Below are 23,829 nucleotides of genomic sequence, written 5' to 3'. Positions count from 1 at the left end.
TATAGCGGTATGCAGATAATCCGCACGTAGCTCAGCAGGGTATGCAGACTACAATTATATGTCCTGATCAACCTAATTAAAAATCATCCATGTCAAAAACGCTTGCCGCAAATACCAGACAGATCAGGCCGGGTAATCATTCCAACCTGAAAGCGGTGATACGTTGGAGTCTGAGAATCTTCCTGATAGTTGCCGGTATTGTACTGTTGTTACTGGCGACCTTCGTTGCCATTAACCTGAAAGATGAAGCACTGACGCCAGTGACGAAAGCCTTATTGCAAGATCAGCAGTTTCATCTGCCTGATGCGCAAAACAGCTTTTACATACTAGTCATGATGAATGCGGCACTGGACACTGATCTGTTAAAAAATGGCATCGATAAAATCAGGACTCAGCAGGCCTTATATCAAAAAGATAAAGCCTATTACCAAAGCCATCCTCATCCTGAAGCTGACGAGAAGCTGCTGAGCTTCAACTGGAACAATAATCGTTGCAGGCAAACCATACAGAATTGCGTGCAGATGGATTTGAAAAAACGTGCAGAACTGGCACAACAGATAGTCAGCAATCAGGTGCTGGCAGAACGTTACGCGCTGATGCGCAAAATGGGGGGCTATGAAGAACATCTGATACCTACTTTCAATGCCAGCGTGCCGCCATATAGCAGCCTGAGCAGGGCAATTGATTTGCTGCTGACACAGGCCAGTTTTGATATCGCAGATGGCAAACTGGATGCGGGTCTGCAACTATTGGAAAGCAATAACCGCTATCTCAGGGTGGTATTGAAAAACAGTTCCAGCCTGCTTTCCAAAATGGTGATGCAGGCTGCCATACGCAGACAGGCGCGTACGGTCAGCGAACTGCTGGTTTTGTATCCGGCATTGCTGGAACACCATGCTGACCGTGTCAGTCTGCTGGTGCAGACCATGACGGAGGCAGAGAGAAGCCTGGAGCAGCCATTTTTATATGAAGCAGGTGTGCAGACACAGTTTCCTCAACATCTGCCTGCGAGTCTGGAGATGACGCCAGACAAATCAGAAATGACTCCCTGGCCATTGAATGTGCTCGGTAATTTCACTTTTCAGCCCAATGCCACCTCCAATATGGTTGCCAGAAACTGGACATACATCATCGATACGGCCAGAAATACAGCGGTGGATTTCAGTGCATCTAAAGAGCGCCTGAAAAAAATGCGTGAAGCCGTGAATGCTGACGGCATTTCTTTTTACCTTGAGCATGCCTATAACCCGGTCGGTAAAATTCTCATGCAGGTAGGCATTCCGGATTATGCGCTGACATACATCGGCAAGAGCCTGGACACAGATGCTTATCTGCGTCTGGTCAGCTTGCAGGTGGATATCCTGCGTAAAAAAATCCCCGATGCGGATATACCGGCATATCTTGCGCGTGCACCGGTCGCTTTGCGCAGCCCGTATGACGGCTCGGCCATGTTATGGGATGCCAGCTCAGCCCAACTGAAATTTATTGGCCACGAAAAAGCCAGCAGCAATCTGGATGCGGGCAATGTTAATATCGTTGCTTTACGTTAGCAGTGTTTTAACAGGGGTGAACCCACGTATTTATGTCAACGGTAGTCGTCGCCATCGTCCTGTTCGCCGCCTTTCTGCATGCTGCATGGAATGCCGCGATCAAGGTCGGTGAAAACAAGTTTTTCAATACGGTATTGATCACCAGCGGTGCTGGTCTTGTCTGCGCGCTGGTTTTGCCTTTTGTCACTCAGCCCGACATGGCGAGCTGGGCGTATATTCTTGCCTCTGTGGTGTTGCAGATCGTGTACTTTTGTTTGCTGGCGGCTGCTTACCGGGTTGGCGACATGAGCCAGGCTTACCCGCTCATGCGTGGTACGGCACCCTTGCTGGTGGCCGTAGGCAGTGGCAGTATTATTGGTGAAGCGGTGCCTGCCATGCGCTGGCTGGGCCTGGGGCTGCTGGTTCTGGGCATCGTGGGATTATCATTGCTGGATCAGACAGCAAATCAGACAATAAAAAAGTCGCAGGGCGGCAGGTTTTCCACACATTTCCTGGCGCTACTGAATGCATGTTTTATCGCTGCCTATACCATTGTTGACGGTATAGGCGTACGCAAGTCGGGCGCGCCTGCGGCCTATACCATGTGGATATTTTTGCTGACGGCGTTGTCATTGATAAGCCTGATCTTGCTCAAAGACCGGCGCGCTTTTTTCAATTACAGCAAGGGTAAATACATGTTGGGTATAGCCGGCGGCAGTTGTTCCGTTGCCTCTTACGGTCTGGCTTTGTGGGCAATGACATTGGCCCCCGTGGCTGCCATCGCTGCCTTGCGCGAAACGTCCATCCTGTTTGCCACAGCGATTGCGGCCTGGATACTGCATGAAAAAATAACAGCGAGACGGCTGGCGGCTATCCTGCTGGCGGTCGCAGGAGCGATAGTCATTCGCCATACCTGAGAATGGTATTCTTCTGACGGATTATTCCTTGATAGCTTCAACGCTGAATGACAAGGTCACTTCATCGCTGACAAAGGGGACATAGCGCCCAACGCCATAATCGCTGCGCAAGATTTTGGTATAACCATTTGCGCCGCAGGCGCGCTTCAGGTACAGAATCATGAAGCGGCATTCAAAGTGGGTGATGTCCACTTTTACCGGGCGTTTGACATCGCGTATGGTCAGGTCGCCTTCTACCTGCACCAGCTTGTCTTCATTGAAAATCAGCTTGCTGGATTGAAAAAGTATTGCAGGATATTTTTGCACGTCAAAAAAGCCATCGGAGCGCAATACCTTGTTAAACGTGTCTGAACCTGTATTGATGGAATCGGCATCAATGCTGATTTGCAGGCTGCCGCTCTTGTTGTCAGTGTCAATTTCTATGGAGCCGGTATTCTTGTCGAAACGTCCGCGCTGCATGGACAGGCCCCAGTGTTTGTATTCAAAACTGCTGAAGGTATGTTCGGTATCGACGACGTAGCGATCCAGCGCCAGAGCGGGCACGCTGGCGGCCAGCATAATCAGGGCGAGTGCAGGGCGATGCAGAGGGAATCTGAACATGGTGGCGCAGGAAATAAAAAAGGCAGTAGTGCCATGATAGGCCCTTACTGCCTTTGCTGCCAGCAATCAATATTCTGCCTGTCAAACCGGTACAGGCAGATATTGAAGACAGGAAGTCTGGATATTAAGATTTGGCAAACTAAGGTTTGACGAACTAAGGTTTAACGAACTTTAAGGTCATGCGGTCGCTTTCACCGATGGCTTCATACTTTGCCTTGTCTTTTTCCTTGTTGGCAAAAGTGGGCGGCAAAGCCCAGACGCCGTTTTCATGGTCAGCCATGTCTTTCGGGTTGGCATTGACTTCAGATTTTGCGGCCAGTTTGAAGCCTACGCTTTCCGCCAGTTTGATGACATAGCTTTCATGCACATAGCCTGTGCTGGCTTTTTCATCCTGGGTCTTGCTGACAGGCAAGCGATGTTCAACCACGCCAAACACGCCGCCTGGTTTCAGGTTGTCATAGGCACTCTGGAACAGGGCTTTCATGGCAGGTTCACCATTGCCTATCCAGTTATGGATATTCCTGAAAGTCAGTACCATGTCGACGCTACCCTTGGCAGCATAATCGAGCTTGGCAGGCGGTGCAAACACACCCATTTGTACCTTGCCGTAGACTGCCGGTGTGGCATCGAGCTTTTGCTTGAAGCTGGCAGCACCCTTGCTGACAGCCGGGTCACCCAGCGCAGCGATCATCTTGCCGTTATCACGCAGGTAGGGTGCCAGGATTTCTGTATACCAGCCGCCACCAGGTGCCAGTTCGACTACCGTCATGGTCGGTTTGATGCCAAAGAAAGTCAGGGTTTCGTAGGGGTGACGTGCGCTGTCACGTACCGCATTGGCTGGCGTGCGTTGCTGGCCGGCGATGGCCGCTTTCAGTGCATCATCAGCCACAGATACCTGGCTGACACCTATGCCTGCCAACAGGCTTACAGCGAGCAAAAACTGTTTCATTCAGACTCTCCTAAGGAAAAACGGTATGACTGTCTGGCCGCGTAAACGTTCCCTGACAGGACAAGTGGCTATCGTGCAGCGCATCATAAGCGGTTTTGGCCTGACGTGCTGCTTGCCTGATTGTGATTGTCGATTTCCGCTTCGTCGTCAAGCGACTTGCCGTCATTGACCCATTCCATGATGTCACCAGGCTGGCAATCCAGACGTTCACAAATTTTTTCCAGGGTAGAAAAGCGTATGCCTTTTACCTTGCCTGACTTGAGCAGGGACAGGTTTTGTTCGGTAATACCAACAAACTGTGCCAGTTCCTTGGATTTGAGCTTGCGCCTGGCCAGCATGATATCGAGATTGATGATGATAGACATCAGACGAAGCCCTCATTTTCTTCCGCCAGCCTGCGCCCCTCATGCATCATGCCTGTAATCAGGTAAAAGGCGATGCATACCAGCAGCAGTATCAATTCTTCTGAAGACACCGATACCGAGAAATTTCCATCGCCTTGCCCCGGCAGCAACCGCATTACGGCGGTGCGGGCAGGTACTTCTGCGATGGATAGCAGGGTGGACAGGGCGACGGCACCGGCAAATGTCCGCAGTCGCGCAATATTTTGCAAGGAAAACAGATTCTGCTGCTGGATGCCTGCCAGCAATCTGTCCAGGTTCCACAAACCGTACAGCATGCACAGCAATGCCGGTAGACCCAGCAGGACGCCGATACCGCGTTCCATGGCCGACATGGAACTCATCTGCTCGATCAGCAAGCCCTTGGCCGCAACATGCATGGACCAGGGTCCCAGATTTAACGGGGTGTTACTCCAGGCCAGGATAAAAAAAGCCACCTCCGTGGCAGCGCAGAGCAAGAGCAGGGGCCGGATCAGGCGGGAGAGTTTGCTTATCTTCATAAATAATTGTCTTGTGATTATAAATTATCGTTTTACAGTAATTTATTTCTGTTATAGTTTAATTGTAATAGACTTGACGACAAACTGTAAGGAGTAAAGATGCGCCAGTTATACAAAGGCTTTAGCCTGGTATTGATATGCCTGGGGGCATTGTGTCTGTCTGCCTGCATGAGTGTGCAGGTGAGTGAAAACCAGTTCATTCATCCAGATAGTCGTTCCGGTTATCGTCTTGCCGAAAAACTCGATGCGGCCAGCCTCCGGCAAATGGCAGCCGATGCCGAACTGACGGAATGGCGTCTGGACAGCAGCGATGGCGTGACTTTGCAGGGCATACGCATACAGTTGAAACAGGCGCAGGTGAGCGTGCTGTATTTTGGCGGCAATATGTTTCATCTGGACGATGGCGCAAAATACCTGTTGCCTGCCATGCAGCAATGCGGGGCCAATTTTCTCAGCTTTGATTATCGTGGCTATGGCCGCAGCAGTGGGCAGCCTACGGTTGCGAACATGCAGGCAGATGCCTTGCGTATCTATGATCATGCAAGGGCACAGACCACGGGAAAACTGATCGTGCACGGGCAGTCCTTGGGCAGTTTTATCGCCGGCTATGTGGCACAGAACCGGCAACTCGATGGCCTGGTGCTGGAATCAACGGCCAGCAATGCCATGGACTGGGCATTGGCGAACACGCCCTGGTATGCCAAACCCTTCGTCAACATTGAGTTGAGTCCGGCTTTGCAGGACATAGACAATACCCGTGCTGTTGGCGCGTATCGTGGCAAGAGTCTGGTTCTGGTCGGCGATCAGGACAAGGTCACACCGCTGGCTCTGGGGCGCAAGGTGTATGAAGCAATTCCAGCTGGCGATAAACGGTTTGTGGTCAGCCCTGGTGGTGGCCACAATGGCCTGATGCACCGTACTGATGTGGTGGATGCGTATTGTGGTTTCGTGCGCTCGATTTGAGTACACAGTGGAAAAGCTGGTAAATGTGGGTGGGTGAATCTAATATGAATCTATAATGCGGTTCACTCTTATTCTGGTACTTGTCATGAAGAAATTAAGCCTGGTCTTGCTTTTGCTGGCTTTCCCCCTGGTCAGTTTTGCGCAGACGGCAGTATTTCGTTGTGAAGTCGATGGCAAGCTTGTATGGTCAGATCAACCTTGCAAAAAGAAAGGCAAGGCAGTGACGGTCAAACGCTTGCCGTCTGGCACTCCAGGTGGCAATCCTGCATCCACGCCCAAAAATCCCCCACCCAAGTAAATTTGGACAAACGGCCTGGATGCCAGTGTTGATGGCCCTGGCACCGGAATGAGTTAGACCGGCTGATTTATTTGCGCGGGTCCGCAATACGGATCAACACCAGCAGCACGGCAATCACCGGTAACACGGCGACAAAGCCCAAAGCCACATAAGCGACAGCACCACCCACGGCACCAACCACAAAGCCCATCACTGCCGGGATGAAACGGCGTATGCGTTCACGTGCGATGATGTTGCCAGATGCCGCATCCACCAAGTCAATCACGATTTGCGTCACATTGCCGGTCATGACCGTGGTGGGCACCAGGCTGGACAGACTCAGGCGGCTGGTGCCGTTCTGCAAGCCCATGGCGACTGCACCCAGCATGCCAGTGACGATTGCGGTGAATCCTGGGTCCGAACCCAGATCAGGCCGCAGAATAATGCCCGCCATGGCGAAAGCAAACAGGCACAGGGCTTCCAGTGCCAGCAGTATCTTCAATACCCTGGTGCTGCCACGCGCAGACAGATATCCATGCGTCCATTTGGCCAGCAAGACACCGGCTATGAAAGCGGGAAAAGCCAGGAACTTTAAAGTCATGCCACTGCCGCCATGCACGAAGGCCGCACCGATCAGGACAAAGTTGCCTGTGACATGGGCAGTAAAGAGTCCGAACAGGGCGATGAAACCCAGTGTGTCGATATAGGCGGCGACCAGTGCCAGCAGTGGTGCCATCCACGGATGAAATACGGGGGCTGGGCTGGTACCCGGCGTTGATGGTGAAATGTCGGCTGGCATGGTTGGTGTCAGTATCCTGTGGATGTGGATGAATAGGGTGTAATAAGATAAATCAGGCAGTCAGCAAAACCGTGGCTGCCAGCAGCAGGCCACCGACCAAGGCCACATGTTCCAGGAAAACGGTCAGCATGCGCCTTACATCTTTGGCAGTTTTTTCACGCCAGAAAGCATGAAATAACAGCGTTGCCATACCGGTGAAACCGGCCAGTGCCAGTGCAGCCCAGCCACCCAGATGACGCAGCGTGGGGTTGTCAGGAAAGAAGGCCGCCGCCAGCAAGCCTATACTGCCAGTACCCTGGAGCAGCACAGTGCCGCATAACAGAATCAGGGAAAAAAATGGCAGTTGCTCACTGACTTCGGCAAGGCCATCTTGCCAGTGCAACAGTTTGTCGGCTGCGCTCCAGGCGAACACGCTGGCTAGCAATGACAGTGCTAGTGCCTGTATGGAAGAAGGCAGCGTCATAACCAGCACGCACAGCCAAGTGCGCCCCAAAAGCTTTTTTCATCTGAGACTGGCACAGGATTGAGCCAGCTGGACGTATGGCCATGACCATGAACCTGGCACGGTTTGGCGCAGCAATCGGCATGCATGACAGGTTTTTGTAGATGACCGGCTTTTGTTTTCTGGCTGACAGGTTCCCGCCAGTAACCGCCAAAGGCATTGGTCGGCGCCCAGTCATTGGCTGCACGCGGCATGGGTGGTGCCAGATTGGAAAATGCGTCATCACCATGCACGACCTTGCCACCGACCACGGTCAGATGCGACACCATGCTGGCAATATCCATTTCGGGAATGGCAAAAAGATCTGCTGAAGGCACGATGAAATCCGCCAGATGACCAGCCTTGATCTGTCCCTGTTTGCCGTCAGCATTGGCAAACCAGGCACTGCCGGTGGTCCACAGGCGCAAGGCAGTTTCCCGGTCGAGTAAATTGTCGGACTGATACAGGGCAGTTCCACCCACCGTTCTGCCTGTGATCATCCATGCCAGGCTGACCCAGGGGTTATAACTGGCGACGCGGGTCGCATCGGTGCCACCACCAACGGGAATACCCGCATCCAGCATGCGCCGCACCGGTGGTGAATGCGCCGCTTTCTGGCTGCCATAACGCTCAATGAAATATTCACCCTGATAGGCCATGCGATGCTGGATGGCGATACCACCACCCAGTGCCCTGACACGGTCTATGTTTTGCGGGCTGATGGTTTCGGCATGATCAAAGAACCAGTGCAGATTGTTAAAGGGGATATCGCGGTTCACCCGTTCAAAGGTATCCAGTGCACGGCTGATGGTCTCGTCATACGTCGCATGCAGGCGGAAAGGCCAGCGTTTTTCTACCAGCAGGCGGACCACGCGTTCCAGTTCATCTTCCATGCTGTCGACCGGTGTCGGACGTGGCTCGCGAAAATCTTCAAAGTCGGCCGCTGAAAATACCAGCATTTCACCGGCACCATTGTGGCGGTACATGGCATTGCCGGACAGTGGTGGCAGCAAATCACTCCAGGTCTGGAAGTCTTCGACTTCCTGTTTCGGTCTTTGGGTGAACAGGTTGTAGGCGATGCGGACGGTCAGATCGCCATCGTTTTGCAACTTCTCGATGATGCGATAGTCATCCGGGTAATTCTGAAAACCACCACCGGCATCAATCACCGAGGTAATGCCCAGGCGATTCAGTTCACGCATGAACAGCCGGGTTGAAATCTCTTGCGCGTCCGGGTCCAGTTTCGGACCCTTGGCCAGGGTCGCATACAGGATCATGGCATTCGGTTTGGCCAGCAAGAGTCCGGTAGGATTGCCTTGCTTGTCACGCTCAATTTCACCACCGGGCGGACTGGGTGTGTCTTTGGTATAACCGACTGCACGCAGGGCTGCGCCATTGAGTAAGGCACGGTCATACAGATGCAGGATAAACACGGGTGTATCGGGTGCAGCAGCATTGATTTCTGCCAGTGTCGGCAATCTTTTTTCTGCAAACTGGTGTTCGGTGAAACCGCCGACCACGCGTACCCATTGCGGTGCCGGAGTGCGGGCAACCTGTTCCTTCAGCATACGCATGGCATCTGCCAGTGAAGGTACACCGTCCCAGCGCAATTCCATGGTGTAGTTCAACCCTGCCCGTATCAAATGAGTGTGACTGTCGTGCAAGCCGGGAATGGCGGCGCGGCCCTTGAGGTCTATGACTTTGGTTTCAGCCCCGATATGGCGGCGCACTTCGTCTGCATCCCCGACGGCAATGAACTTGCCATCGGCAATCGCTACCGCGCTTGCCAGCGGATTTTGTTTATCCAGGGTGGTGAAACGGCCATTCAGGTACAGCGTGTCGGCGATAGCGATCATGATGTCAGGTGTTTTAAGATTGATCAGAGGCGGAGTGGTCAGTGCTTATAGTGCTTAGTGCCAGGTGCCATGCCCCGGCTGTTTCAATCAGCCGGGGCATGGTCTGCTTATTTCATTGTCCTCATTGTCGCTCAATGCGCGACTTTGCGTGCTGCCATTTTATGTACGTGCGTGATTGCATAATCTATGCCAGAACCGTAAGCACCGCTATGTTCGACCACTACGCCGGTGGTACCTTCGTAAGTGTCTTTTTTGGCCCAGTCACGCTGCAGTTCCAGCAGGTATTGTTGCCAGGTCACAGGTACGGCACCCGCCTGTATCATGCGTTGCAAGGCCATGTTATGGGCAGCGACCGAGGTGCCGCCGGATGCATCTTCAACGAAATACACTTCATAGCCATCACGCATGGCTTCCAGTACCGGGAAGGTCAGGCAGACTTCGGTCCACAGTGCAGCAAACACCAGTTTTTTACGGCCAAATTTTTTCAACTCTGCTTTGACGGCTTCGTCATCCCAGGTATTCATCGAAGTGCGTTCAAAGATTTTATTGTCGGGTAGCTCGGCCAGCAATTCAGGCCAGATCTCACCAGAAAAACCGGCAGTTTCAACTGAAGTCAGCACGGTCGGTACTTTAAACACATTGGCAGACTTGGCCAGGCCGATCACATTGTTTTTCAACAGTTGACGGTCTATGCCGCTGGCAACACCAAACGTCATTTGCGGTTGATGGTCGATCAGGATCAGGCTGTGATTGGATGCTGTCAGTAAATCCAGTTTTGGGTTGCTCATGATGTGTTCTCCGTAGGTTGTTTGTAAGGCTGAATAAGGCCGAATAAGGCTGAATAAGGTCGAATGTGATCGAACTAACTTGAATCTTTTGGGTTTTACCGGGTTCAACAAGTCTTTGTGAAGACATGCTGTACTGTAGATCGTTTCCATAATGCGCACTAGATAGTAAAATGAAGTCATTGCGTATCTAAATTGGAAACATTGCCATGGACAGACTCGATGCCTTCCGCGCTTTTGCGCTTTCCTGGCAACATGGCAGCTTTGCCGCTGCTGCACGTGAAATGGATGTGACCCGCTCGCAGGTCAGCAAACTGGTGGCGTCGCTGGAAGAGACGTATAACGTCAAGCTTCTTAACCGCACCAGCCGTGCACTATCCCTGACCAGCGCCGGTGCGGAATTGCATGAATACGTGCGTTCTATCCTGGCCTTGTCAGATGAAGTGACCCTGGCACTGACCGAGCGGCGCACCCAGGCAATCGGCAAGCTGGTGGTTAACGCACCCATGAGCTTTGGTACCATCATGCTGGCACCGCGCATGAGTCAGTTTTTAAAACAGCATCCACGTGTTGAATTGCGCATGGATTTGAACGACCGTATGCTCAATCCCATAGAGATGGGATTTGATCTGAGCCTGCGTATCGCTCACATGAGTGATTCGAATCTGGCAGCACGCCGCATTTGTGCCGTGAAACGTTCGCTGTATGCCAGCCCTGCTTATCTGAAAAAGCACGGCCAGCCTGAAGAACCTTCGCAACTGGCCCAGCATCGCTGTCTGAATTATGGACACAACCTGACCGGGGCCGAATGGCAACTTACCGATGGTCGCAATGAAAAGCGTGTGCGTGTGGGGGGCGCCTTATGTTCAAACAACGGCGAGATGCTGGCGCAGGCTGCCGTCGATGGTCTGGGCATCGTCTTGCAGCCGGATTTCATCACACAAAAATGTGTGGCACAGGGGGCTTTGGTGCACATACTCAAGGACTGGCAAGAGGCACCGGTCATCAGCCTGTATGCCTTGTATGTACCGTCCAACCGGTTGCCGATGGCGGCACGGGCTTTCATCGATTTTCTGGTCAGGGAATTTAATGATGAGGTGACGCTACCAATTTAGCGCAAAGGCATGAAGATATTCGTCAACAATTCGGTCGGTGCCGTATCGCGCGGGTTGTTCAGGTATTCTTCAAATGGTGGCGCATCATCGATTTCTTCGCCGGAAGCTGGCAGCCAGACACCAAAGAACCAGCGATACACTGGCTGCATGTCGGAATATGGCCCTTTGTAAGTCAGTACCGCATACTTGCCGCCACGCAGTTCGGTCACAGACAGCGGTGCCTGCAAGGCCAGGTCTGGCAGCGGCTGCGGTGCGCTGATGCAGGCTTTGGAGCGTAGCCTGTCTTCATCCACAGTCATTGCATCGTCATAATAAATTCCTATCCAGCGCGTATCCGCTCTGAACAATTGTCGCGATGCAGCGCAGCCATTCAAGATATCAAATGTCTTGCTGATGCCCATATAACTGCCAAGATTATCGATGCTGAGTAATTGCTGTGCAGCGATAGTCGTCAGGCTGACCGGGAAATGCAGATCGGCGCGCAATTCATCCGGCAAGGGAAATTGCTGATGGCTGCCTTCTTTACGGTAGCGTGCCGGTGGCAGGCCATATACCGATGCAAAAATACGGGTGAAGGATTGCAGGTTGGGGTAACCGGAAAATTCGGCAATCTGTTCTATTGCCATGCTGCTGCGGGCCAATAGCGTGGCGGCCCTTTGCAGACGCAAGCGCTTGACGGTCGCCACCACACTTTCACCATGTATCGCACGGTAGATGCGGTGCCAGTGATAGGGCGACATGCAGGCAATCTCTGCCAGCCTGTTCAAATCCAGGTCTTCATCGAGATGCTCATGCAGATAATTGGTGACGCGGCTCAGGCGTCTTTCATAACTGACTTGAGGGGCTGGGTTGGCGGACATGCTGGCCTTTTATTGTATGCGCTGAACTTATTTTATACCGATGTAGATGGCGGCTTGCTGTGGCCCCAGATATTCTTCAAAATCAGTCTGATAACAACGTTCATGTTCTGTATTGCTGTTGAAGTAAGACCAGACCTTGCCCCAGCCCTGAATCACTGCCATGGGCATCTCACCTTCGCAGGCAAATACCAGGTATTTGCCGGACTTGATATTGACTGTGGCAAAACCATCGGCTGCTGCTGCCGATACTGCTGCCGATACCGCCACGCCTGCCATGGCATCAAATTCACCGCTGGCGTCAGATTCATAGTTGGAGTAGACGCCATAGATTTTTGCATCCGCCGCTTTGTTTGGCAATGTGTCTGCCAGTTGCCGGGCAAAGAACTGTCCCCACATGGGGCCGATTCTGGCCGTGGAAGGATCGGTTTCATGGTCATTGCGCGTACGTACCTGCAAGCCGCTGACCTGAAAGCCATCGATATCCTGTATCTGTGTTTGCATGATAATGTCCTCTTGTATTGTTGAATCGAGTCTGTACATTAACATGACTGCATTTGACAAATCTTGCGGACTTGCAGGTGCATGCGCAAGCAGATTAATGGCACTTGATACTGCTCCATGCAACAACGCCTATGGTGGCGGACCCGTGACTTGCGCTACACTCTGGCACAATACTCTGTGATTGTTTTGATAAAATTCAGTCATTTCTCTGAAGGTACAGCATGCAAAAATTGTTGAGTCTGCCCACGCGGATTACCCTGATCGTCCTGGGCATTATCATGCTGCTGTTCAGCATAGTGTGTTTTGCAATCTTGTTGACCTGGGCACCGGACAAGCCGGTCGAAGAACTGTTGCCGCGCTGGGCACCTGCGCCTTCCCAGTTCATTGCCGTGAAAGGCTTGCCTGTTCATGTGCGTGATGAAGGTTTGCGGGATGACCCGGTGCCACTGGTGCTCATCCATGGTACCTCGGCCAGCCTGCATACCTGGGAAGGCTGGGTAGCGGCGCTGAAAACGCAGCGACGTATCATCAGCATGGACATCCCTGCATTCGGTCTGACCGGTCCCAACTTTGAAGATGATTATCACAGCCCGACCTATGCGAAATTTATCCTGGACTTGATGGATACCATGCATGTCAGCCACTTCGTCATCGGTGGCAATTCGCTCGGTGGTGAAATCGCCTGGCAGGTGGCAGTGGCTGCACCAGACAGGGTAGAGCGTCTGATCCTGGTAGATGCTGGTGGCTATGCGTTTACGCCGACGTCAATACCGCTGGGTTTTCGCCTGGCCCGCATGCCTGAGGCTGCATGGCTGATGGAACATACCCTGCCGCGCCACATGATGGAAGCCAGTGTGAAAAACGTGTATGGGAACCCGGATAAGGTGACGTCAGACCTGGTTGACCGTTATCAGGCCATGACACTGCGCGCAGGCAATCGCCATGCGCTACGGGTGCGTTTCAGCCAGCTTGATCATGGTGCACAGGCAGCCAGCATCAAGCGCATACAGATACCGACGCTGATTATCTGGGGAGGAAAAGATCATTTGATCCCGCCGGAAAACGCCAAATGGTTTCAGCGAGATATTGCGGGCAGTAAACTGGTGATGTTTGAACAGCTTGGCCATGTGCCGCATGAAGAAGATCCGGCCGCGACCGTGGCTGTGGTCAGGGATTTTTTGAAGCAGACACCGTAATACTGTAAAAGCAGTGCAGTAAAAGGAAAAAAAGGGAAAAAAAGGAAAAGAAAAAAGGAACAGCAGAAAGGAAAAAGCCCGCCTGCGGTATTGACCGGGGGCGGGCATCTCTACATTCAGGCAACTCGTCAACAACCCATGCTATCTGCATGGTGCCATCGACTGGGCATCACCCGTGCTATCTGCGCGGTGCAATGTGGGTTTGAGTTGCCTTGTCCTGTCGGCCAGTGAAATGAATCATGTCACGACAGGGTTTACCACGAATGAGGTCCTTCAACACTTCACTACACCATTTTCCGGTTTGCACGTAAGCGCAAATCCGGCCGGTGAGAATGAAGGCGCGACGGAGTAGACTGAAATTACTCTGCGGTGTTGTTCACAGGGGCACTGATTAACAGCGCGCCCTCTAACGACAATACCATTTTCCAATAACCCATGCTATCTGCGTGGTGCCACTGGCCGGTAAGTATCATTCTGCGCATCAATCATTCGTACTGGACGAAGACTGACAGATGAAGGGTTTGTCGCATTCACTTTCTGCTGACTGTTCCAGCAACCCGTGCTATCTGCGCGGTGGTACTGGCCGGTAAATTTCAGACTTCAGAAAGTGTTGCAACTGAACAAACCTGGAGACTGTTACACCATCAGGATAGCGGGGCGAATGTATACCACTGCACTCCGCTGGCCTGACAGGCAAAGACTCATGTTTTTTTCCTGGGCCGGTAAAGACCCATCATTCAATTCTAATTAAGACAGAACTTGAATGTTACTTGCCTTGTCGCCCTTAGGGCTGGCAGTACGTTCGAACGAAACGCGCTGGTTTTCGCTCAGGCTTTTGAAGCCGCTGGATTGTATGTCCTGGAAGTGGGCGAACAAATCTGCACCGCCTGCATCAGGAGCAATAAAGCCGAAGCCTTTAGCGTCGTTGAACCATTTAACTATACCTGTTTGAGTACTCATGTTTTTTTCCTTTTGATAAGACCATAGGCAACATTGCCCGAGGGGGCACTTGTAAGCAAGTGATAAAACCGGTGGAAAAAAGACAGAACAGCCAGAGAGATAAAGCTATGCGGAATTGGGACCAACAAATTAAGGACTTGATGCAAGTACAAGACGTAATATACACCGTTAATTTGAAAACGCCAAATTTTCTTTTCAATTATTTTTGCAGGCGGTGCCTTGAGTACATCTGATCAAGCGTATGTGGCTGTTCAAATTTTTGCATATTTTCATACGCTTACCATAGGTGAAAGGGCTAGTGAAACTGGACTGTGTAACAATTGATTTTCTTGCTTGACAAGGGGTGGGCAGCAGGTAACCATGTGGTTTTAAAAGCAAGATATTCTGTATTGGCCAAGCTTGAAATTGAAACCCGCAATCCAGACTAACGCAGATCAAGCCCGTTCCACCAACACACGCACATTTTAAGGCGCTATTCGATGAAACATTACTTTGAATATCAGGATTCCAAATCATACAAATTTTGGCAGGTGGAAATCGAAGCCACGACGCTGACTGTGAAGTACGGAAAAATCGGTACTGCCGGCCAGGAAAAGATCAGCAGTTTTGAGTCTGTAGAAAAAGCACAAAAAGAAATGGACAAGCTGATCGCCGAAAAAACCAAAAAAGGCTATGTGCAAAAGACGGATGCCAGTGCAAAGAAAGTCGCACGGCGTATAGGCGTCAGCTACGACGAGGCAGAAGACGGCAAGACCTTGTCAGAAAAAGTATTGGCTTTTCTGGAAACGACGCAGGCCACCGATGTGGAGTCTCTGGTCATCGCTGCCTGGGAAGATGCCTATGAAAACGGCCCGCAAGATGCCCTGGGTTTGCTGGTGGCAAACCACGGCAAGCTGGCCAATTTGAAAGAATTGTTTGTCGGCGACATGGATTCTGAGGAATGCGAAATTTCCTGGATTAACCAGGGGGACTACACCACTATTTTTACAGCCTTCCCGGCGCTGGAACGTCTGCACATCAAAGGCTCTACAGGCCTGGAGTTGTCGTCCCAGCCGCTGAAACATGACAAGCTGAAAGCCCTGACCATAGAATGTGGTGGCTTGCCGAAAAAAATCATTGAAACCATCGCCACGGCAGATTTGCCGAATCTTGAATATCTGCTGCTTTACCTTGGTGTAGAAGATTATGGTTTTGATGCGACGATAGATGATCTGCGTCCCCTGATGCAAAAGGGCTTGTTTCCGAAGCTGACATATCTTGGTTTGGCTGATAGCGGTATCGCCAACGAAGTCGCAGTTGCGATTGCAGAAGCCTCAGTGCTGGAACAACTGGAGACGCTGGACCTGTCCATGGGTACCCTGACTGATGAAGGCGGACGTGCCTTGCTGGATAGCACAAAAATCGCTGGATTGAAGAAGCTGGACCTGCATTACCACTACCTGTCCAATGAAATGATGAAGGAATTCAAGCAATTGCCGGTACTGGTGGATGTAACAGATCAGCAAACCAGCGATGATGATGACTGGCGTTACCCGGCAGTGACGGAATAATCGCTTGATGCGCAAGCCTTCTTCATTTGTAGTGATAGGCAATCCTGAAAACAGACGTGTACGTCTTTTTCAGGAGGCATTGCAGGAAACCGGGCTGGAGCCAGCCCTGGTCATTTCTTATCTGGATGTATTGAATGATCTCTGCGTGCTGGACGAGGTGGTGGCGGAAGGTGTTACCGTCAGGATAGAGTCACCCGGCGAAAACTTTGAAGTCGAAAAAAGATTACTTGCCTTGGGCGGCCTGGAAAATGCGCTGACGCTGGAAGACCAGCGTGGCAGGATTTACCATCCGCGATTATGGTTCCAGGGTTTTTCTCAATTGATGACATCGCTTGCCCAGCGAGTCCAGAGTGCCCAACATGTCCAGTGTGCCGGAGCGCTGAGCTGGTTTAATCACCCGGCAGATATCATCAGCATGTTCAACAAACCCCTGTGCAAGCAATTGTTGCAGCCGTATACCTTGCCGGCCTGCCCTGTGTTTTCCTGTTATGACGAATTTTTTGCATTCGTGGAAAAGCAGCAAACCAGCCGTTTCTTCATCAAGCTGAATTCCAGTTCATCGGCATCTGGCGTGGTGGCCTATGAATACAATAAAAAAAATGGTCGCGAACAGGCTTATTCTACGGTGGAAGTCGTGCATGGCATGGATGGCGAGCGTTTTTACAATTCCCTGAAAGTAAAAAAATACACGGAGCTCGACACCATACGGACAGTGCTGGATTTTCTGTTTACGGAAGGCGCATTGACAGAACGCTGGATACCCAAGGCCAGCCATGAAGGTAGTGCTTACGACCTGCGGGTGATGGGTATCGCCGGCAAGCGGCGTCATGCCATTGCCAGATTAAGCCGTGGCCCCATGACCAATTTGCACCTGGGCAATCAGCGTTGTGCGGTGGATGAGCTTGAACTGTCATCATCGACCTGGGCAGAGATCGATGCACTGGTAGAAAGCACCATGCAGGCTTTCCCGCGTTCCCTGTATGCGGGGCTGGACATATTATTGCCCAGAGACGGGCGACCACCTGTACTGCTGGAAGCCAATGCCTTTGGCGATTTATTGCCGAATCTGTTGCATGGTGCAGAAAGCACGTATCTGGCAGAAATCAATGCTGTTCTCAGACGGCAGGCAGGTCAGTATGGCGAACACTGAAAAAGCCAGCCTGTTGTTTGATATCGACAATACCCTGATAGACCGGGATGCTGCCTTCCTGCGCTATTTGCAGGATTTCATGGACAGAAATCAGAATGCGTTTGCCAACGAAGATGTGGCAAGCGTAATAGGTAACATTCTTGCGCTTGATTGTCATGGGCGAAAAGACCGGAGTCAGTTTTGTCAGGAGCTGTTGCAAAACTATCCTGGGCTTCCATACACGGCAGATACTTTGTGGGCAGATCACCTGACACTGCCGGAATTTGTGCAAGCAGACAGCCTGCTGGAAAATATGCTGGAGCGGCTGTCATCGCAATATCAACTCATGATTATTTCCAACGGTTCTGCCAGCATGCAGCACCGCAAGCTGGGTGGTGCGGGGCTCAGTCATTTTTTTGAACACATCTTTATTTCTGCTGAAATCGGCTATGAGAAACCTGACCGCAGACTGTTCTCACATGCCCTTGGTTTTTGCAGACATACCGGAATTGTTATGATAGGGGATGACTACCTCAATGACATGCAGCCTGCAATGGCCTTGCAATTGAAAACCGTTTTCGTTAATCCTGGCAAGTTGCAGGTGCAGGTGCAAGTGCTTGAGCAACCCACCCGGCCTGACCGGGAAATCACCAGCATTCATGCGCTGGAGGAGGCATTGACATGCCTGATATAAATAACAATCAGAATATGACGAATATGAACGAGATCGTTGGCAAGGCCAACTTCCTTTTCATCACTTTTGATACCCTGCGTTACGATGTTGCGCAGGCTGAACATGCAGCTGGACGTTTGCCTTTTCTTGCCAGCCTGTTGCCCGCTGGCTGGGAAGAGCGTCATGCGCCGGGGTCTTTCACCTATGCATCCCACTGCGCTTTTTTTGCTGGATTTTTGCCGACGCCAGCGCGTCCTGGTTTGCATGAAAGATTATTCTCTCTGCAGTTTGCCGGTAGTGAAACCACGGGTGAACACAGCTATGCTTTCGATACACCTGACATTGTTGCCGGTTTTGCAGGTTTGGGATACCGCACCATGTGCATTGGTGGCGTCGGGTTTTTCAAGAAACAGAATCCACTGTCCTGTGTGTTGCCTGGTCTTTTTCAGGAAAGTTACTGGCAGCCTGAATTTGGTGTGACCGATCCTGATTCAACCAGACACCAGGTCGAATTTGCCATCCAGTTATTGCAGCAGCACCCCGAACAAAAAGTTTTTTTATTTATGAATCTATCCGCACTGCATCAACCTAACTGCCATTATCTACCTGGTTCTGCCGGCGACACGCTGGCCAGCCATGCTGCTGCTTTGCGCTATATCGATAGTCAGTTGCCACCTCTGTTCCAGGCACTGAATCAGCGTGGTGACACATTTGTGATACTCAGTTCCGATCATGGTACGACCTATGGCGAAGACGGGTATACCGGGCATCGTCTGGGACATGAAAAAGTCTGGACCATTCCGTATGCAGATTTTCTGTTGCAGCAAGGGAGCCTGCCATGATGGATGTCAGCACTAACTTTCGTGGCTATCTGGAAGAAAGCAATCGCTTTCAGAGCTATCTGTATTCGTATCCGCACAAGACGGCATACCGGCCATTCGAACAAAAGCTGGATTTGAAAACCCTGTGGGCGCCGGAAAAGAAAAGTTCACTGTACCTGTACACGCACATCCCATTTTGCCGCATGAAATGTGCATTCTGCAATTTGTTCACAGTCTCCAATCCGCAAGAAGACCTGGTCAGCCTGTATCTGAAGAAGGTGCAACTGGAAGCCGAAGTGGCACGCGATACTCTGGGTGAATTCAGTTTTGCCGGGTATGCGATTGGTGGCGGTACACCCAGCCACCTGGAGGTCAGCCAGTTGGAACAATTATTTTCTGTTTATACCAACACCCTCGGGCTGGATCTGAAGAATACGCCAGGCTCATTTGAAATTTCTCCCGACACCATCAATGATGAAAAACTGTCCTGTCTGTCGCAGCATGGCGTGCAACGCATCAGCATAGGCATACAAAGCTTTATCGATGCCGAAGCGCGCTCAGTCGGGCGTGTGCAGCCAGAGGCAGTGATGGAACCATTGCTGGAAAAAATCAGCAGTTATCAATTCCCGATTTTCAATCTGGACCTGATTTATGGTATTCCTGGGCAGACGCCGGAAACCTGGCTGGCTTCATTGAAAAAAGCAGTGCAATTTCAGCCGACAGAAATATTTTTGTATCCCCTGTATGTACGTCCTTTGACGACACTGTTCAAAAAACGCGGCAATACCCAGACCGAAGATATGCGCAGCATACTGTATCGCATAGGACGCGAATTTTTGCAGGCGCATGGTTATGTGCAGGATTCGATGCGCCTGTTTCGCAGGCCAGTCGCCGGCTTGCGTGAAAGCTCGGAATATTCCTGCCAGGAAGATGGCATGATAGGGCTGGGTACCAATGCCCGCTCTTATACGACAGACGTACATTATTCGACAGAATATGCGGTATCCAAGCCGAACGTGGCAGCCATCATCAATGACTATGTGGCAAAAGAACGCACAGATTTCATGACGGCAAGTTACGGTATTCGCCTGTCTGAAGATGACAGAAAGCGACGTTACCTGATCAAGTCGCTGTTGAAGTTTGATGGGTTGGATGCTGCACATTATCAGTCGCTGTTTACCACTGCGGCACACAGCGATTTTCCTGAATTATCGACCCTTGTGGAAATGGGACTGGCGCAAGAGACGGCGGGACGCCTGCAATTGCATGGAGATGGCATGGCGTATTCTGACCTCATCGGTCACTGGTTTATTTCGCCAGCGGTCAGACACAAGATGCAGGAGTATGTACCAAGATGAGCTTGAAAGTGATTTATCGCGGACACCTGACCGATTGCAACTATAGTTGTGAATACTGCCCCTTTGCCAAGGAAAAGAACAGCAGGGAAATGCAGGCGCTGGATAAAAAGGACCTGGATAGATTTGTCGCCTGGGTAGAGCACAACAGCAGTGCTGACTATCCCATGGAAATTTTCATTACGCCTTATGGTGAAGCCCTGGTGCGTAAATGGTATCAGGAAGCGGTGATACATCTGTCGCATCTGCCCCATGTGCGTAAGGTGGCGGCACAGACCAATCTGGCCTGGAACCCCCAATGGCTGTCACGTTGCAATCCGCAGACCACGGCTTTGTGGACCACCTATCATCCTGATTTTGTCAGCGAAGATAAATTTGTCGATAAATCGAATGCGCTCAGCGCCATGCATATCCGCCACAGTGTCGGTGTGGTGGGGTTGAAGCAGCACTTCCCGCACATCACGGCCTTGCGCCAGCGTCTGCCACAGGATATTTATATGTGGATCAATGCCTACAAACGTGAAGCTGATTACTACAGCGAGGCAGAAATCGCCTTCCTGGAAAATATCGATCATCTGTTCAGGTTGAACCTGCCCTGGTATGAAAGCATGGGCAAAGCCTGCAAGGCGGGGGATGAGGTGGTGTCCATAGAAGGCAATGGTGACCTGTTCCGCTGCCATTTCATCAAGACCAGGAAAGGTAATATTTTTACCGACCCGCTGGCCAGTATGCTCAAGAAAGAAGCCTGCACCAAAGCGACTTGCCACTGTCATATCGGTTACATCTATCTTGACGATATGAAATCACATGAGGTGTATGGAAGTGGCTTGCTGGAAAGAATTCCAGTGTCGTATTTAAGCAACGGCTAGAAACCTCCATTGGCTGGTTTGGCTGAGGCGGTACAGCAAGGTAGCCAACGCGGTGTGGCTAATTAAAATTATCGTTTAGCATATATTATTTTTGCATGTTTTTAGCTGAAAACAATCGTTTGCCGTCTATGCAGTAAGAAGTACCATCGGTTCAAATTGACTACCTGTACACAGAAAAGTGAAAGTGACCGTATGAATAATGCATTGAGTTTTCCCCTGCCTTTCCCCAAACAGCGCACCGCACTGCTGGTAGCTGCCGTGTTTTCAGCAATCACCTCGCAAGCCGTGGCTCAGCAGACTGATGCCACTGAGGCCAGTTCGGTCATCGTTACTGGTACCCGCAGCATCAAGCGCACGGTATCTGATTCAGAAGCACCTATTGATATCCTGACATCCAGAGATTTGCAATCCACCGGCTCTGGCGAGCTGGCAACGGTATTGAGCCGGTTGCTGCCGTCACTGAACTTTCCGCGTCCGGCGGTGGCAGACGGTACGTCGGCCAGTCGCCCGGCGCAGTTGCGCGGCCTGTCACCAGACCAGACGCTGGTGCTGGTGAATGGCAAGCGCTGGCATACCTCGGCAGTGGTCAATGTGAATGGCACGGCAGGACGCGGCTCTTCCCCTGCTGACCTCAATACCATCCCTATCAGTTCCATCGACAAGATAGAAGTCTTGCGTGACGGTGCAGCAGCGCAATACGGTTCAGACGCGATTGCTGGCGTTATCAACATCATCCTGAAAAAAGGCGCAGATGGTGGTGAGGTGCAGCTTGGTGGCGGTCAATACAGTAAGGGGGATGGCACGCAAGGTACTCTGAGTGCCAACTTTGGTACGGCATTGGGTGACAAGGGCTGGGCACGTTTTACTGCTGAACAGCGCAACCAGAATGAAACCAATCGCGCCGGTGCCGATTTCCGTAATCCGCTTGAACCTTTGTATGGCAGGGTCAATCAGGTACAGGGCGACCCCAAACTGCAACAAACCAATCTGGGCGTGAATGCCTCGCTGGCACTGGCGACCGATCTTGAACTGTATGGCTTTGCCAATTACAGCCGTCGCAATACCGATGCTGCTGCCACCTGGCGCACGGCCTATACCACGGGCACGACCTTGCGTACACCGCTGTATCCAAATGGTTTCTTGCCGAATGAAGCGGCGACCAATACTGATGTATCGGTGGTGGGCGGTATCAAGGGCCGTACCGATGGCTGGCGCTGGGATGCCAGTGTCAATTATGGTTCCAGTGAATTCAGCCTGGATGTTACCAATACCGTCAACCTGAGCCTGGGTGCCACCAGCCCTACGCGTTTTTACGCCGGCAAGCTGAAAAATACCCAGACCCTGGCAAATTTTGATGTGGCCAGAGAGATAGAACTCGCAGGTCTGGCGAATCCGCTGACGCTGGCCTTGGGTGCTGAATATCGCCGTGACCAGTATGAAATCGGTGCTGGTGAAGCGAATTCTTACTTCGGTAGCGGCGCACAGGGTTTCTCTGGTTTTCAGCCTTCGAATGCAGGTAGTTTCAGCCGTCACAGCGCATCGATCTACGCCAATATTGAAGCAGAACTGAGCAAGCAACTGAGTGCGTCGCTTGCCCTGCGTCATGAAAACTACAGCGATTTTGGCAGCGTGACTTCCGGTAAATTATCAGGCCGGTTTGAATTCACCAAAGAATTTGCCTTGCGTGCAGCTGTATCGAATGGTTTCCGCGCACCATCACTGGCACAGCAAAATTATACGATTTCCACCACCAATCTGATCACCATCAATGGCACATCGCAGTTGGTGGATACAGGAACCTTCGGTGTTGCCACTGCTGCTGCCAAGGCCCTGGGTGCAGTTCCGCTGGAAGCCGAGAAATCACGTAACTACAGTCTGGGTGCGGTGCTGCAACCAAGTAAAAATGCGTCACTGAGCATTGATGCCTATCAGATCGATATTGATAATCGCATCCTGTATTCGGGCAATCTGGTCTTGCCTGCAGCCCTGCAAAGTGTGCTGGCCAAGCAAGGCGTACTGGTCGGTGCGGCGCGTTATTTCACCAATGCACTTGATACACAAACCCGTGGCGTGGATGTGGTCGGTTCGTATCAAATCCCTTTGTCGGGTTCAGACAAGCTGGGCTTTACCGTTGCCTATAACCACAACGACACGTCCGTAAAGCGGGTGGCAGATAATCCGTCAATCCTGACGCAAAACAATCTCTTGCTGATCGACAGGCAAACCATCAACCGTGCGACTCTGGCCACACCGAAAGATAAATTCAGTATCGCTGCCGATTACGGTTTCAATAACTGGACCATTCATGGCCTGGCAACACGTTATGGCAGTTTTGTCTCGCCACAAAACAGCGTGACCCTGGATCAGACTTATAGCGCCAACCTGGTGCTGGATGTCTCCGCCAGTGTGAAACTGGGCAAGTGGACTGTCAGTGCCGGTGTCGATAATCTGACCGATAAATATCCGGATCAGGTGACTTCAACAGGCAATCTGAATTCTGGCGGCACCCTGCCGTACAGTACCTTCTCGCCTTATGGTTTCAATGGCCGTTACTACTATGCGAAGGCAGCATACGCCTGGTAATCATGTAATCTGAACTGATCTTTGCTAAAAAGGGCTGCGTTATGCAGCCCTTTTTGCGTCTGTTGCTGAAAAGTGGATTAAATTAATATCGGTATTTATTTATCGATAAACGATAAATAAATATTGCGTTTCGAATTTTATGGCTTTAGAATTCATTCAC

At 51.4% G+C, this 23,829-nt stretch carries 24 protein-coding genes; 13 read left to right on the top strand and 11 right to left on the bottom strand.

Annotated features, from left to right (window positions below; all coding sequences use genetic code 11):
* The first annotated feature begins 89 nt into the window (after positions 1-89).
* A complete protein-coding gene (locus ACO0LK_RS03730; RefSeq protein WP_422972298.1) occupies positions 90-1,550 on the top strand; it encodes a hypothetical protein in 1,461 nt (486 codons plus the stop codon).
* Positions 1,551-1,582: 32 nt separating this feature from the next.
* The gene (locus ACO0LK_RS03725; protein ID WP_422972296.1) at positions 1,583-2,446 is read left to right on the top strand and encodes an EamA family transporter; all 864 of its coding nucleotides are present in this window, start codon (positions 1,583-1,585) and stop codon (positions 2,444-2,446) included.
* Positions 2,447-2,467: 21 nt separating this feature from the next.
* On the opposite strand, the gene ACO0LK_RS03720 is transcribed toward ACO0LK_RS03725, so the two are convergent.
* The 4 genes from ACO0LK_RS03720 to ACO0LK_RS03705 form a co-directional block, all read right to left on the bottom strand.
* The gene (locus ACO0LK_RS03720; RefSeq protein ID WP_422972294.1) at positions 2,468-3,046 is read right to left on the bottom strand and encodes a YceI family protein; all 579 of its coding nucleotides are present in this window, start codon (positions 3,044-3,046) and stop codon (positions 2,468-2,470) included.
* A gap of 154 nt (positions 3,047-3,200) precedes the next feature.
* Positions 3,201-3,995, bottom strand: a complete 795-nt coding sequence (locus ACO0LK_RS03715; RefSeq protein ID WP_422972292.1) for a class I SAM-dependent methyltransferase — start codon at positions 3,993-3,995, stop codon at positions 3,201-3,203.
* A gap of 83 nt (positions 3,996-4,078) precedes the next feature.
* Positions 4,079-4,360 (bottom strand): helix-turn-helix domain-containing protein, encoded by a 282-nt coding sequence (locus tag ACO0LK_RS03710; RefSeq protein WP_422972290.1) that lies wholly within the window; start codon positions 4,358-4,360, stop codon positions 4,079-4,081.
* On the bottom strand, positions 4,360-4,896 hold the full coding sequence (locus ACO0LK_RS03705) for a DUF2975 domain-containing protein (RefSeq protein WP_422972288.1): 537 nt from the start codon (positions 4,894-4,896) through the stop codon (positions 4,360-4,362). The genes ACO0LK_RS03710 and ACO0LK_RS03705 overlap by 1 nt, the downstream gene beginning before the upstream one ends.
* Positions 4,897-4,995: 99 nt before the next feature.
* On the opposite strand from ACO0LK_RS03705, the gene ACO0LK_RS03700 reads away from it, so the two are divergent.
* Positions 4,996-5,859, top strand: a complete 864-nt coding sequence (locus ACO0LK_RS03700) for an alpha/beta hydrolase (protein ID WP_422972286.1) — start codon at positions 4,996-4,998, stop codon at positions 5,857-5,859.
* 85 nt (positions 5,860-5,944) lie between these two features.
* Positions 5,945-6,157: a DUF4124 domain-containing protein gene (locus ACO0LK_RS03695; protein ID WP_422972284.1), complete on the top strand. Its 213-nt coding sequence runs from the start codon at positions 5,945-5,947 to the stop codon at positions 6,155-6,157.
* Positions 6,158-6,224: 67 nt separating this feature from the next.
* On the opposite strand, the gene ACO0LK_RS03690 is transcribed toward ACO0LK_RS03695, so the two are convergent.
* The 4 genes from ACO0LK_RS03690 to ACO0LK_RS03675 all read right to left on the bottom strand — a co-directional run bounded on the left by ACO0LK_RS03690 (position 6,225) and on the right by ACO0LK_RS03675 (position 10,060).
* Positions 6,225-6,935: a YoaK family protein gene (locus ACO0LK_RS03690; protein WP_422972282.1), complete on the bottom strand. Its 711-nt coding sequence runs from the start codon at positions 6,933-6,935 to the stop codon at positions 6,225-6,227.
* Positions 6,936-6,987: 52 nt separating this feature from the next.
* Positions 6,988-7,398 carry a hypothetical protein gene (locus ACO0LK_RS03685; RefSeq protein WP_422972280.1) on the bottom strand — a complete coding sequence of 137 codons (411 nt, stop codon included), beginning with the start codon at positions 7,396-7,398 and terminating at the stop codon, positions 6,988-6,990.
* The gene (locus tag ACO0LK_RS03680; RefSeq protein ID WP_422972278.1) at positions 7,395-9,272 is read right to left on the bottom strand and encodes an amidohydrolase; all 1,878 of its coding nucleotides are present in this window, start codon (positions 9,270-9,272) and stop codon (positions 7,395-7,397) included. The genes ACO0LK_RS03685 and ACO0LK_RS03680 overlap by 4 nt, the downstream gene beginning before the upstream one ends.
* A 131-nt stretch (positions 9,273-9,403) precedes the next feature.
* The gene (locus ACO0LK_RS03675; RefSeq protein WP_422972276.1) at positions 9,404-10,060 is read right to left on the bottom strand and encodes a hydrolase; all 657 of its coding nucleotides are present in this window, start codon (positions 10,058-10,060) and stop codon (positions 9,404-9,406) included.
* Between the two features lie 206 nt (positions 10,061-10,266).
* On the opposite strand from ACO0LK_RS03675, the gene ACO0LK_RS03670 reads away from it, so the two are divergent.
* Positions 10,267-11,172: a LysR substrate-binding domain-containing protein gene (locus ACO0LK_RS03670; RefSeq protein WP_422972274.1), complete on the top strand. Its 906-nt coding sequence runs from the start codon at positions 10,267-10,269 to the stop codon at positions 11,170-11,172.
* Here the strand turns inward: ACO0LK_RS03670 and ACO0LK_RS03665 are convergent.
* Both ACO0LK_RS03665 and ACO0LK_RS03660 read right to left on the bottom strand, forming a co-directional pair.
* Positions 11,169-12,032 (bottom strand): AraC family transcriptional regulator, encoded by an 864-nt coding sequence (locus ACO0LK_RS03665; RefSeq protein WP_422972272.1) that lies wholly within the window; start codon positions 12,030-12,032, stop codon positions 11,169-11,171. The genes ACO0LK_RS03670 and ACO0LK_RS03665 overlap by 4 nt on opposite strands.
* Positions 12,033-12,059: 27 nt before the next feature.
* Entirely contained in the window at positions 12,060-12,533 is a 474-nt protein-coding gene (locus tag ACO0LK_RS03660) for a GyrI-like domain-containing protein (protein ID WP_422972270.1), read from the bottom strand.
* Between the two features lie 221 nt (positions 12,534-12,754).
* Between ACO0LK_RS03660 and ACO0LK_RS03655 the strand changes: the two genes are divergently transcribed.
* Entirely contained in the window at positions 12,755-13,729 is a 975-nt protein-coding gene (locus tag ACO0LK_RS03655; protein WP_422972268.1) for an alpha/beta fold hydrolase, read from the top strand.
* A 747-nt stretch (positions 13,730-14,476) separates the two neighbouring features.
* On the opposite strand, the gene ACO0LK_RS03650 is transcribed toward ACO0LK_RS03655, so the two are convergent.
* Entirely contained in the window at positions 14,477-14,689 is a 213-nt protein-coding gene (locus ACO0LK_RS03650; protein ID WP_186947843.1) for a cold-shock protein, read from the bottom strand.
* Between the two features lie 479 nt (positions 14,690-15,168).
* Here ACO0LK_RS03650 and ACO0LK_RS03645 point away from each other — a divergent pair, with 479 nt between their 5' ends.
* The 7 genes from ACO0LK_RS03645 to ACO0LK_RS03615 all read left to right on the top strand — a co-directional run bounded on the left by ACO0LK_RS03645 (position 15,169) and on the right by ACO0LK_RS03615 (position 23,669).
* The gene (locus ACO0LK_RS03645) at positions 15,169-16,239 is read left to right on the top strand and encodes an STM4015 family protein (RefSeq protein ID WP_422972266.1); all 1,071 of its coding nucleotides are present in this window, start codon (positions 15,169-15,171) and stop codon (positions 16,237-16,239) included.
* A 7-nt stretch (positions 16,240-16,246) separates the two neighbouring features.
* Entirely contained in the window at positions 16,247-17,389 is a 1,143-nt protein-coding gene (locus ACO0LK_RS03640; RefSeq protein ID WP_422972264.1) for an STM4014 family protein, read from the top strand.
* Positions 17,376-18,062 (top strand): HAD family hydrolase, encoded by a 687-nt coding sequence (locus tag ACO0LK_RS03635; RefSeq protein WP_422972262.1) that lies wholly within the window; start codon positions 17,376-17,378, stop codon positions 18,060-18,062. Before ACO0LK_RS03640 ends, ACO0LK_RS03635 begins: the two co-directional genes overlap by 14 nt.
* The gene (locus ACO0LK_RS03630) at positions 18,050-18,883 is read left to right on the top strand and encodes an STM4013/SEN3800 family hydrolase (protein ID WP_422972260.1); all 834 of its coding nucleotides are present in this window, start codon (positions 18,050-18,052) and stop codon (positions 18,881-18,883) included. The genes ACO0LK_RS03635 and ACO0LK_RS03630 overlap by 13 nt, the downstream gene beginning before the upstream one ends.
* Entirely contained in the window at positions 18,880-20,220 is a 1,341-nt protein-coding gene (locus tag ACO0LK_RS03625) for an STM4012 family radical SAM protein (RefSeq protein ID WP_422972258.1), read from the top strand. The genes ACO0LK_RS03630 and ACO0LK_RS03625 overlap by 4 nt, the downstream gene beginning before the upstream one ends.
* Positions 20,217-21,086, top strand: coding sequence for an STM4011 family radical SAM protein (locus tag ACO0LK_RS03620; RefSeq protein ID WP_422972256.1), 870 nt, complete (start codon positions 20,217-20,219; stop codon positions 21,084-21,086). The genes ACO0LK_RS03625 and ACO0LK_RS03620 overlap by 4 nt, the downstream gene beginning before the upstream one ends.
* A gap of 192 nt (positions 21,087-21,278) precedes the next feature.
* Entirely contained in the window at positions 21,279-23,669 is a 2,391-nt protein-coding gene (locus tag ACO0LK_RS03615) for a TonB-dependent receptor plug domain-containing protein (RefSeq protein WP_422972254.1), read from the top strand.
* Positions 23,670-23,829: the final 160 nt, after the last annotated feature.

Source organism: Undibacterium sp. Ji49W (assembly GCF_049340205.1).
Lineage (GTDB): Bacteria > Pseudomonadota > Gammaproteobacteria > Burkholderiales > Burkholderiaceae_D > Undibacterium.
The sequence above is the reverse complement of the archived record's forward strand: the minus strand, read 5'-3'. Positions and strand labels throughout refer to the sequence as shown.